Source organism: Pseudomonas sp. LAMO17WK12:I10 (genome assembly GCF_900215185.1).
Lineage (GTDB): Bacteria > Pseudomonadota > Gammaproteobacteria > Pseudomonadales > Pseudomonadaceae > Aquipseudomonas > Aquipseudomonas chlororaphis.
The window spans coordinates 1-11,371 of record NZ_OBDX01000057.1 but is presented as its reverse complement, the minus strand read 5'-3'; the positions used below and the strand labels follow the sequence as shown (position 1 = coordinate 11,371).

At 55.9% G+C, this 11,371-nt stretch carries 7 protein-coding genes and 6 pseudogenes; 1 reads left to right on the top strand and 12 read right to left on the bottom strand.

Going from position 1 to position 11,371, the window contains the following annotated elements:
• The 12 genes and pseudogenes from CRO75_RS33170 to CRO75_RS31560 form a co-directional block, all read right to left on the bottom strand.
• Nucleotides 1-312: Mov34/MPN/PAD-1 family protein (locus tag CRO75_RS33170; protein ID WP_275657186.1), on the bottom strand; the 312-nt coding region annotated here is incomplete at its 3' end.
• 646 nt (nt 313-958) lie between these two features.
• Nucleotides 959-1,435: a DUF2280 domain-containing protein gene (locus CRO75_RS31615; RefSeq protein ID WP_097140532.1), complete on the bottom strand. Its 477-nt coding sequence runs from the start codon at nt 1,433-1,435 to the stop codon at nt 959-961.
• Nucleotides 1,436-1,467: 32 nt separating this feature from the next.
• Nucleotides 1,468-2,091, bottom strand: a pseudogene (locus CRO75_RS31610) (putative metallopeptidase).
• A 297-nt stretch (nt 2,092-2,388) separates the two neighbouring features.
• The gene (locus tag CRO75_RS31605) at nt 2,389-3,459 is read right to left on the bottom strand and encodes a glycosyltransferase (protein ID WP_097140530.1); all 1,071 of its coding nucleotides are present in this window, start codon (nt 3,457-3,459) and stop codon (nt 2,389-2,391) included.
• 154 nt (nt 3,460-3,613) lie between these two features.
• Entirely contained in the window at nt 3,614-3,892 is a 279-nt protein-coding gene (locus tag CRO75_RS31600; protein ID WP_097140528.1) for a hypothetical protein, read from the bottom strand.
• 215 nt (nt 3,893-4,107) lie between these two features.
• A pseudogene (locus CRO75_RS31590) lies at nt 4,108-4,652 on the bottom strand (transporter); the annotation flags it as partial.
• 24 nt (nt 4,653-4,676) lie between these two features.
• Nucleotides 4,677-6,200 carry a DUF1254 domain-containing protein gene (locus CRO75_RS31585; protein ID WP_097140534.1) on the bottom strand — a complete coding sequence of 508 codons (1,524 nt, stop codon included), beginning with the start codon at nt 6,198-6,200 and terminating at the stop codon, nt 4,677-4,679.
• Nucleotides 6,201-6,240: 40 nt separating this feature from the next.
• Nucleotides 6,241-6,915, bottom strand: coding sequence for a DUF3313 domain-containing protein (locus tag CRO75_RS31580; RefSeq protein WP_097140526.1), 675 nt, complete (start codon nt 6,913-6,915; stop codon nt 6,241-6,243).
• A 198-nt stretch (nt 6,916-7,113) separates the two neighbouring features.
• On the bottom strand, nt 7,114-7,770 hold the full coding sequence (locus tag CRO75_RS31575) for a DUF1906 domain-containing protein (protein WP_097140523.1): 657 nt from the start codon (nt 7,768-7,770) through the stop codon (nt 7,114-7,116).
• A gap of 257 nt (nt 7,771-8,027) precedes the next feature.
• Nucleotides 8,028-8,225, bottom strand: a pseudogene (locus CRO75_RS31570) (IS5/IS1182 family transposase); the annotation flags it as partial.
• Nucleotides 8,226-8,268: 43 nt separating this feature from the next.
• Nucleotides 8,269-10,486: pseudogene (locus CRO75_RS31565) on the bottom strand (Tn3 family transposase); the annotation flags it as partial.
• A gap of 2 nt (nt 10,487-10,488) precedes the next feature.
• A pseudogene (locus CRO75_RS31560) lies at nt 10,489-10,638 on the bottom strand (helix-turn-helix domain-containing protein); the annotation flags it as partial.
• Here CRO75_RS31560 and CRO75_RS31555 point away from each other — a divergent pair.
• Nucleotides 10,629-11,278: pseudogene (locus CRO75_RS31555) on the top strand (IS110 family transposase); the annotation flags it as partial. The pseudogenes CRO75_RS31560 and CRO75_RS31555 sit on opposite strands and share 10 nt — an antisense overlap.
• Nucleotides 11,279-11,371: the final 93 nt, after the last annotated feature.

The window sequence follows — 11,371 nt, the reverse complement described above, 5'->3', positions numbered from 1 at the left end:
GAACTCCAGCCCCCACTCGCGCTTGTACCAATCGGCGCAGACCTGCCAGCAGTCCCAGGCACCGTGGACGAATGGTCGCTTGAGCAGCGGCGTGTGGCCCGCCGGCGCGATGGTGCGCAGATCCCCTTCGGGCCAGCTCAGGATGTGCCAGGGCAGCGCTGTGGCCTCGCACATGGCCAGGTCTCGTGGTGACGGCCTGCTGGTGGCGTCTGGGTGCGAATGCACGATGCCGATCACCTCGCCCTGGTCCTCGACGCCGGCGTAGTTCTCGAAGCTGGCCTCGTACTCCTGCCGGAAAGTACGGGGGTCCATCTTGCGGCGGGCCGCATCAAGCTCCTCAGCTGGAACGTTGCCACCATCGAGCGAGGTATAGAGCCAACTCTTGTGGTCAGGCTCATGACCTGGCCGACCATCCTGGAAGGTGTCGTAGCAGTGGTTGAAGCCCTTGGGGGTTCCGATGCGCAACGCATGACCACCCTTTCGCATGCCAACACCGGGAATGCTGTATTGGCAGGTCGAGAGCATTGGCCGCAGGACCTCCTCCCAGGCCTCCCACGGGCAGTCCGCCCATTCGTCAACCAAGACAAAGAACAGACCAGAGCCGCGCAGGTTGTCGTAGTTGTCGAGGCCGACCACTCGCATGACGTGGCCGGACTTCAGCGTGATTGAGCATTCCGTCTCATTCGGACGGTTCGCACACCATGCTTCCGGGATAGCCTGTTTCAGGCGCCGCCAGAACACGCGCTTGGCCTGCTTGAAGGTTGGCGCGCCGTACCAGATCTCATCCTCGACGCTGACGCCCCACTCCGCAGCCAACCGGGCAGCGCGGCGCATTTCGGCCTTGCCCAGGAACGTCTTGCCGAACCGGCGACCACACACCGCATCGCGAAAGCGCGCCTCGGGCTGGAAGCCCCAGCAGTAAATGTTTGCCTGCTTCGGCGTCAACCTCACCGGCGGGTCAAAGGTACGGGGTAACGGGGACATTCCCATCTGGCTCCAGGGTGTACTCAGCAACTGCGTGCTGCTGGTCCGCCTGGGAGCCCAGGGGTTTCTCCGGTTCGCTCTTACGGTTGACGTACATGTCACCGCACGCCTTGGCAGCCTGCTCGTAAAGCTGAGCGGTCAAGGCCAGGTTGCGCATGTTCTCGGCCTTCTCAGCCATCCTGCCCAGGCCGCGTAGCCTGAATGCTCGATTGGCGATCGGGATCTCAGCCGTGTCCTCGCGAAAACGCTTGCGGGTATCTTCGAAGACCGTCCGCCACTTCACCCCAAGATCACGACCGACGCACTTCGTGGGGTCGTACAACTCACACTGCTGGCGAGTTACATCGAGCCCGAATGTTTCCTTGACCGCCTGCACTACCTGCGTGGGCGTATCAAAACAGGCCAACGCCTGCACAATGAAGCGCTTCACCTCATCTTTCAGGGCTCCCATATGAGTTTATTCCGTCAAGGTCCTGTCAAGGATCAGGCCGACTTGAGCAGACAGGTTCCGCAGGCCCTCGATATGTTCAATTTCCCCACCTCAGCGGGCTTGTTGGCGGCGTCGACCAACGCCTGAGCTTCAGGGCTCGCGCCGTAGCGACGGACCACACCGACGAATTCTTCGACGTCATGGCCGCGCAGCTTCAGTTTGGGTGCGCCTTCCTGGGTGAAGGCTGGCTGTCCGTACTTATCGGTCACTTGGGCGATGTGGTAGAGCTCATGCTCAATGAGGGCGCAGAAGTCAGCGTCGGAACATTGAGCACAGTAGTCGGCAGCCAGAATGATGATGAAGGTCGGCACATCGCCGAACCAATCACGCATCTGTTGCTCCATCCGGGCTTTCTGCCAACCGCCGGCGCGGAACGCTACCTGCTCGGCCTGGCCAAGGATCCGGCGTCCCTGCTTCTCGAGGCTCGATGACGCCCACATGACCCGGATGTCTGCATCCAGTAGATGGGCATGGTCTTCGTTGTGGATGCTGCCGGAGTCGGTGAGGATCTCGGCTTAGAGCCAGTCCCACACCTCAGACGCTGGTGTCAGGCGAATGCCGACCTCTGATAGGTCAGATTGCTCAAGCAGCGACTCAGGCGGCCTTGGTCTGTCCATGGATCACCTGAGGTTTGATACCATGATCGGTTGCAGTTCAATTAATAAAAGAAGAGCAGTATGATTGAGCAAAATATCGCCTAAATCCATGCTTCGATGCGTCGGATAGCAGGGTCAGAGTATCGCCGCATCATGCTAGTAAGTGCGGTACTTGAAACTATTGCTCAGCGAGCAAGGCTTGTAACTACAGCTGGTTTACTTAAAGCAAAATTGGCGAGTCTTTCCAGAAACTCCGACCATATCCAACACTATCAGTAACACATATTTTCACAACGGCTGAATTATTCAGAGCCGTCCCTATGAAATCGAAGATCTACGGCCTTTTTTAAAACCATTTGCCCAGTCTCCATCAGCATTTAGACCAGGTACATGCCCTAAATCTAACAACTGTTTACCGCTAAACTCATAGCGCACTCGAGCACCATTAACTTTCTTCCAGTCCCCCATTGCTACCTGCAAAAGCTGCAGATCGCCCCGACGCTGCCCAAAAACGGGATCAGTTAAGTCTTCACGCATACCCTCAGAGTTATAGTATATCGCTTGTGGTCCGGTGGTAGATAATGTTAATGAAAATCGAGATTCCAACTCAGAGCGTTTGCTATCCCACAATGCTGGACTGTTCATGTAGGTGCTCATTAGAAACTCTAAAACCCTCTGTGTTGCGTTAGTTTTTGGAGCGCTGGCAAGAACTGCATTACCATATCTTTCTCCAGAGCGATACATGAAAAGCTTATTGCCTCTCCCTATCTGCTGAATAGGCTGCACTGTACTTACATCCACATCCATATACAACCCCCCCATAACATGCATCAACACCAATCGGGTAATATCACTAGCAGCAGCAAAGTTAGAGTATGGCCCAGACTTTTCCCTTTCATAAAACCCTCTTATTTCAGGCGATACCTGCGCATAAGCCTCTGCTGGGTTTTCGACATTTATTTTCTTTCCTTGATGGAAAGCCATGTATCGGTAAGCTGGAGTCATACTTACCATGCCTCGATCCGGTGTCGTACTTTCCATAGCTCGATCCAACGCCTTAAAGAAACTCATTGGTCGTGACGTCCAAAAAAACACATCGTATTCTGGATTCAATCGCTTAAAATTAAGTACATTATACAAAAATAATTGAGGAAGCTCGCCTCCTTCCCAAGCAAAATGGGCAATTTTCGGAATCGGAGTAGGCGAAGCCATTGAATATAGTGGAGGCGGGAGATGATACGAAGGAGGTGCCGGACGTTGTAGCGCCGGAAAAACCATTGACTCGTTGAGTTCGAGCGCTTCATCCTCAGACAAATCCTCCTCTACAACTGTTATAGTTTGCGGAGCCGTATGTTTACGAGAGTTTCTATGGGGCTCATATTTTTTCATTTTTTCTTGTCACCATATAGATTCAATGCATCACTAGCAAAATCCTTGATAGACGATCCACATAAATCAGTAAATCTTCCTACCATACATGTGTCTTAGAGTCTACAGAATGTCAAGCTAAATACTATGTTGCGCCCTACCCTACAAGCTGAAGCTACTTGTTGAACAGCTCGCGGATCTCGCCAAGCCTGGTCATCACCAGTGGCTCGCCCTTCAGGTGAATCAGGTGGGCCAACTGGTGGACGATCCCTTCATCCAAAAGTACCTGGCTTGTCGGTAGCTCCTTGAACCAGCACACGAACACGGCGAAGTGCAGCGCGGCCGGAAGCTCCTTCAGGAAGCGCTTGTCGGTCATCCCGACAAAGCGGGCATGTTCCTCGCGCAGGTCCTGGTAGCTGGCCGAGTACTCGCGGCCACCGATGACATAGCCCATCACCCGGCCTCGTCCACTTTCCGTTCAGCCCAGCGCCTGCCGAGCTGGCGGGCCTGCTCAACGCCCAGGACGCCGATGAAGCCTGCGGTGGCAAACGACCAGGCGATGCTGAATCCAAACTCTTTTACAGTCAGCCCCACCTGTAGTGGTCAACTAATCCCGGACACGACGTTAAGTTTTTTCTCGGCCTGAGCCGGGGCCATCCCATCGTTGAACAGCTGCGTCACGAACAAATTGATCGGTACGCTCCACTCTTTGGCCTCCCAGTCATAGGTGGAGCTGGTATATTTCGCGGTGGTATACACCAGAAAGGGTTGCAGGTACGTCTGATCAACCTTCTCCTTGGCATTGGGCGGGTCGTTATCCAGCGACCAAATGGTTTGCTAAAATACCCGTGGTCCAACCATGTTCCTGTTTTAGCGCCACGGCCGTCGGACCCAGCCCCCACTGCTCGCTGCTGAGCAGTTTGTCGCTGCCGGTAGGCAACAGCAGTGCCGGCCCGACTCCCCAGATCCAGCCACTCTCCGTCGGCTTTTTCGGTGAGAAGAAAAAGCTTTGCGAGGTGTCGCCAACGCCGTTTTTATTGGCGCTTCCACCGGGGACCATTCTGGTTCCAGTTGTACTGGATCGGCAAGCTGTACAGCGCCGCCACCGGGTTGAGGGACTGTTTGGCCAGCTCGGCCTGGCTGTTCGCGTAGCTACACACGGATACACCGAGCACGAGCAGTGTAAGCACAGGCAATTCAACGCGCTTGCTCATATCGAACTCCTGATCAGGTGCAAATTACTTCACGACTTCAAATTCACCCGGCTTCCAGGTCTTGTCAAACCAGGACTGCTCCGGCCCGTAGAGGCGCAGAAGCACGTTCCAGCCCTTGCCGGGGATGGTCTGCACCCAGTTGGACTCGTGCCCCTTAGGTGCTGTCGGACCAAACCAGACGTCCACTGACTTATCGGGGTTCATGACCAATCCTTTTTGCTGGCTACCGATACTTGGGTACTGCTGGTCGGTTTGCAGCATCGAGCGAGTCTGATTGTCGTAGATGACGAACGACCAGAAGTCTTTTGCCGGGATGTTGGGCGGCAAATGGACTTTATAGGTCTTGCTGCCATCCAGCGGTTTGCCTTTGGAGTCTGTCGCTGCCGCGGCGTACTGCGAGCCGAGACCAACGATCTTCAGTGCCATGGCAGGTGTGATACCGGTGGCATAATAAATAAAGTGCACGCGAGCATCGAGATCACGCACACCAGGTTGCGAGAGAAACTCATAGCTTCCACCGATGAAACCGCTGAACCAGCCGCTGTTCGGGTAGTAGTAGGCCTCGTTACTTCGAGATTTGAAGACAATCGCACGCGCACTAGCATTGCCCACCGCGGCAGCTTCCGTGAGGATCTTTTTCATCCGCTCATCAGGCGCAAAGGGCTTGCCCTTTTCGATGCCGATGGCCGCGAGCTGACCGAGAATTTCCGGGCTGTAGGCCTCGTTCGGCTCGTACTGAACCACCCGGTTCAGATCTTCATACACCTGAAAGGTATTGGCACCAATGGTATTGAAGACTTTTCCGGAAACATTGACGAATTTCATCGGCGGCGGATTCGCGGCGTCGGCCAGCCGATAGACCCTGGCAAATTTTTTCGTGTTTTCCACGGCGGTCGCGGTACTGCCGTTTTCCAGAAAACCGCGCCAGAAGACCAGATTTCCGTAGGTTTTAGACACCAGGACAAAATAGCCTTCCGGGACTTCGCCCTTGTAGTCCGGCGGCAGCAGGAGGAATTTACCGCCTTTGCCTTTGTCCGGGCCGACTCGGCCAAAGTCACTCACGTACTGGAACCAGTGATCGTCAATCACGCCCAGCACATTCGGTGGGGTTTCCAATACTAGCGGACCGTCCTTGGTGTCCAGCCACATCAGGTTGTAAATACTCTCGGTATTGGGTGTGAGAAACAGCGACCTCGAGTCCATCAGGTTTTCCATGATGAGCACAGTCTGGTTGTTATCCGCGCCCTGACTGGCGAAGCCGACCTTAAGGGCCTCAACCGATGCACCTGGCATGGCATTGAGGAACACCTCGACCCCACGCTGAAAGTCGAGGTTGTCATAGACCTTCTGCACGGTGACGTCGTCAGGAAAGCCATCGACGAACTTCAGCGTGCCTAATCGTGTCTCTATACTATCGGGTGTCATGATGGATTCAGGAATAGCCGTGGTCATTTTCATCGGCGGGACGGTTTGGGCGCACACAAGCGCCGTGCCCAAGATCAAAGACAGCGTCGCCGCTGCTGCACTCCATTTGCTCAATGTCATCATCGCGATCTCCATCGTCAGCCATTCATGAGCCGCTACACGCTTACTTGAGCAGCGCTTGCAGATCGTTGGTCATGGCCCTGATGGCCGCCTTGAAGTCGTTGGCCGTGATTTTCTGACTGGAATTTTGCAGGTTTTCTCCGAAGACCTTGCGCACGGCTTTGGCGACCGGTAGCCCGGTACCGGCATCAACCAGATCGGCTTCGATATACAACTCAGTGTTTTGATCGCGGTGCCCTGTTGCGGCTTGAATCGACCCAACTACAGCAGCGACCGGCACCACTTCATACCACTTCATGCCTTCGCTGGAGGCTGTAACACCGGTGATGGCCGCGTGCAGGATCAGCGCACGCTCACCCTTGCGAACGTCCCTGGTGCTCGGAACGACCCGGTAATTTTGCTCCAACGCCTGCCTGGCGCTTTCGGTGGTGTAGGCCTGCAACTCCTGCAAGGTTTTCATATCCACACGTTCATTCGGTTTTGGCGCCGGATACAGTTCCAGACGCTCGAACACCAGGGTCGAGTAGGCCGACGGTTGAAATCCGGGTGCAACCCAGCGCATCACCGTCGCCCCGCTCGCCGACTTGGTTTCCTGCAAGCCGTCATAACTTTTGAGGAACCCGGAATACTGTTCTTTTTCGGTTACCTTCGAGACGCAACCGGCCAATAGCAAGCTGCACAGTGCTGCACCAACTATCCACTTTCTGGAAAGACTCATGTGGCGGTACTCCGTGATTGCAGGGCTGTTACACAATGGCTCAATAGCGCCAAGTCATATTCGCCGTCAGGGTTTGAATCCAGGCGCTGTCGAACATCGCCTGATGTGCGAGTGATGAGTCCAGAAGTTGCGAGGGCATTGAAGCATCTGCCTTACGCGCTGGAGGGGATTTTTGGCCTGCGTGCACGGGCAAGCCGCTTATCCTCTTTGTGTCAGCCACAGCGCCTGTCCGCCCAATAGATCTGTTTGGGTCATATCATCATCGATACCGATGCCATTCACAGGATCCTGGACAAAAGTTTGAACCATCTGATAGCCCCGTACGGCTACGGTCGGTACCTCGCTACAGGACTGCCAATAGTGTTCAAAGGGTAAATCGTAGAGCTGTTGCCCGCTCAACACGGCATTAGCACCGACATAAAGTCCCGGCACATAACCTGCAGCTGATACTGTGTTGTACCAGGCCGTGCAGTAATTAATGACGTCCTGTGCGGTTGCGCAGGCCGCCACACCTTCGAGGTCGCACCATACGTTCAAGCCCGAGGGAAGGCCGATGGTGTCGGCATTTATCACAGCGTTATTTCCGTTGGTCTGTCCGGCGCTCTGGGATGGTAGCCAGCCAGGCTCTTCGACGTGCTGAACGACCATTAGGGCTAGTCCTGAGGTCAGAATGTCATTGGCCTCGCTCGATGAAAGATCGCCAGGGGCCTGCCCAGCGCCGAGGGATAAATAGCGGATGCAGAATATGTAGCCTTGCGCTACGAATTGCTCTGCAGTGGCAGATGAAATCACCGTATCTGCGTCAAATCCGCGAGAGTTGGCTGAAGCGCTTTGGATATTTCCAGAAAGTGACATCGTACATCTCCTTGAGGATAACTAAAAATCGGCATTTTTAGAGGCCCCGTCACGGTTGTTGAGCCCTCTAGGGCCGACAGTACGAGCAGCGCCAGCGGCTGCCTCACTCCGGCAAAGGGGCATATGAACTCCGATGTCTACTTCTGATCTTCACTCCAAGGCCTAATCACGGGTAGGTTAGTAGAGCCCGAAAAAATTGCTTATAATATTACGAAGTAAAAATGTATGATTGGCTTGCCTAAGAGGGTGTAGACAAATCATGTAGTGAGCCGGCGCGCGAATATGCGCGCCTCGGCCAGCCATACCCACGCCTCGTTACGGTGAGAAACCGATCGTAGTGCATGATCAATCGCCGAACCCTCTCATTCCAGGCATGCGTCCGCCTCCACCACCCAGCGCTTGGACATCACCACGAAGCCGGTCGGGGCAGGCGCCACGGTGAACAGATCGCCTTGGGGAGCCTAGAGAATTCGGAAAAAATCGTACGCTAAGGTTTCCGGGCTGTCGTAACGGCCTGAATTTCCCGTCTTTGAGCTTACGGCTCTGCCGCCAGACGTAATCGCCAGTCAGGTTGATGTGCTCCCAGCCCAACGGCGACAGGTACTGAGACAGATCAGTATTCACTGGCTTTCCGGCCTCAGTCAGCCCTTGGGTGGCCCGCTCCAGGTAGACCGTGTTCCACAGCACGATGGCGGCGGTCACCAGGTTCAATCCGCTGGCCCGATAGCGCTGTTGCTCGAAGCTCCGTTCCCTAATTTCACCGAGGCGATTGAAGGACACCGCCCTGGCCAAGGCGTTGCCTGCCTCGCCTTTGTTCAGGTCAGAATGCACGCGACGACGCAGTTCGACACTTTGCAGCCAGTCCAGGATAAACAGCGTGCGCTCGATCCGATCCAACTCGCGCAGGGCGACGGCCAGGCCGTTCTGGCGCGGATAGCTCCCCAGCTTGCGCAGCATCAACGAGGCAGTGACGGTGCACTGTTTGATCGACGCGGCCAGGCGCAGAATCTCGTCCCAGTGAGCGCAGACATGTTTGATGTTCAGCCGTACCGCCGATCATTGGCCGCAGTGTTGGGTAGTCCTGCACGCTCTGTGACACATACAGCTTGGTTTCGCCCAGGTCGCGGATGCGCGGGGCAAGACGAAAGCCCAGCAGGTGCATCAGGGCGAAAACGTGATCGGTAAAGTCCGCCGAATCGGTGTAGTGCTCCTCGATCCGCAGATCCGGGTTGACGCGCCCAGTGCTTTCGCCTCGACCGCCTGCGCGGAAGCGCTGGCCATCTGAGGATGAGGTAGTACCGTCCCCCCAGTTGGCCGCGAAGGTATGGTTGAACTGGCTGTTGACCAGTTCGGCGAGTGCCGCCGAGTAGGTTTCGTCGCGAATGTGCCAGGCCTGCAGCCAGGACAATTTGGCGTAGGTCATGCCCGGACTCGAATCGGCCATTTTGGTCAGGCCAATGTTGGTGGCATCACCAAGGATCGCGGACAGTAGCAACGTTCGATCCTTGGCCTGAGCACCATCCTTCAGGTGGGTAAAGTGAAGGGTGAATCCTGTCCACTCATCCACGTCCATCAGCAGCTCGGTAATCTTGATGCGCGACAGTAGCTGACTGGTTTTGTCGATCAGCGCCTGGGCGGTATCCGGTACCGCCGCATCCAGCGGCGTGATCTTCAGTCCGGACTCGCTGAGGATGGCGTCAGGGAGTTCATTGTCCTTGGCCAGCTTGGCGACGGTCGCTAGTTGCTGTTTCAGCAGCTGCAAGTGCTCCTCCAGGTACTGGTCGCTGTTGGGATTGATCGCAAATGGCAGCGTCTGTTCCTTCTTGAGTGCGGCAAACCTCGCGGGCGGCAGCAGGCAATCTTCAAAGTCACGGAACTGCCGCGAGCCCTTCACCCAAATGTCGCCGGAGCGCAGCGCGTTTTTCAGTTCAGACAAGGCGCAGATCTCGTAAAAGCGCCGGTCGCAGCCGGTTCTGGTGGATATGCCGGTCGAGCCCTTCCGGCAGGGCCACCAGTTGGAAGATTTTCAGCCGCTCGATATGTCCATCATGTGCCGCGAGTTCGGTTTTAACGGTAACTGACGCAGCCAGGTCAATCAGGTACTGTTGCTGCCTGCCTTGAAGGTCAGCAGTTCGTCGAGCTTGTTGCGATGTTACTGACTCAGCGACTCGATCAAGGCACGGTAGCCCCTCCGGCTGGCTCGCGCCACGGCTTCGGAGCCGGCCCGGTCGATCACCGTCAGGGTTGGCAAGATCCGCCGTTGTTAACGCAGACTCTCCAGAGCCTGCCCCGCCAGTAGCAGACCTTTGTCGGTTTGCTGGGCTAGGTCAGTCAGCTCGCGCACCTGGGCGCGAAAGTCCGACAGCCCAAACGGCAACAAGCCAAGATAGGTACGCAGTTCCTGGGCGTGCTCACGGCGGGTGACATCGCGCTCACCGTACTTCACCCAACTTTCGGGCGCCGCCTGAACCTGTCGGGCCACCCACTCAATGACCGGATCGGGCAGCACGCTGTCGCTGGCCAGCGCGTATCCGGGGAAGCGCAGCAGGCAGAGTTGCACGGCAAAGCCGAGGCGATTGGCATCACCCCGTCGCTGACGGATCAGCGACAGGTCGGACTCGTTGAAGGTGTAGTAGCGGATCAAATCGTCCTGGCTTTCCGGCAGCGCAAGCAAAGTGTCGCGCTCAGAAGCCGAGAGTATCGAGCGACGGGGCATGTATCCGTGCGAAGGTACTGGTAGAGGGTTTCCCTACTTATACCGAACTCACGGGCTAACTGGGCCTTTGGTTCGCCGGCAGCGACCCGTTGCCGGACTGCGACGGTCTGTTCGTCGGACAGGGCTTTCTTGCGACCCCAGTATCGACCTCGACAAACACACTTTCCACTTGCACGGCCAAGATGTATCGGGTCATGAGGTGTTTCATAAGAAGCTTTCGCGCGTGCAGATGATGCGTTTTTTTGGCAACTGTCCCACCTACACTGTGGTGATAGAAGCCTGCGCCAGTTCGCATTTCGTTGCTCGTGAAGTAGCTGCCATGGGGCATATAAATAATATCCCCGCAGTTCGTTCGGCCTTTTGTTAAAAGTAACAAAAACGATTTCGTTGATGCCGAGGCGATCTGCGAAGCCTCCTCACGCCCTTCGATGCGATTTGTCTCGCCTAAAACCGAAGCCCAGCAAACGCTCTCAGTACTGCATCGCATGCGTGAGTCGCTGGTGCGTGACCGCACCAAAACAATCAATCAACTCCATGGCTTCCTGCTGGAGTTCGGCATCAGCCTGTCTCTGGGGGGGGACGGTCATAAAACGTCTGCCTAGCGTTCTGGCTGGGCATAAGTTGCCGATACGGCTCAGCACATTGTTACAGCGGTTACACGCACACTTCGGCTATCTGGATGAGCAAATCATGCAGCTGGATAAAAAGATGGCTGGCCAACTGGCTGACGATGATCTGGGCAGTCGTTTGCTGACTATGCCCGACGTCGGCCCTATCACCGCCAGCCTGCTGACCTGACGACCTTCATGTTCAGAACGCTTCTCGACTCCGGTACAACCAGCATCAGCACACACCACGTTTTCCTCCCCGTGCAGCAGTTTGTCG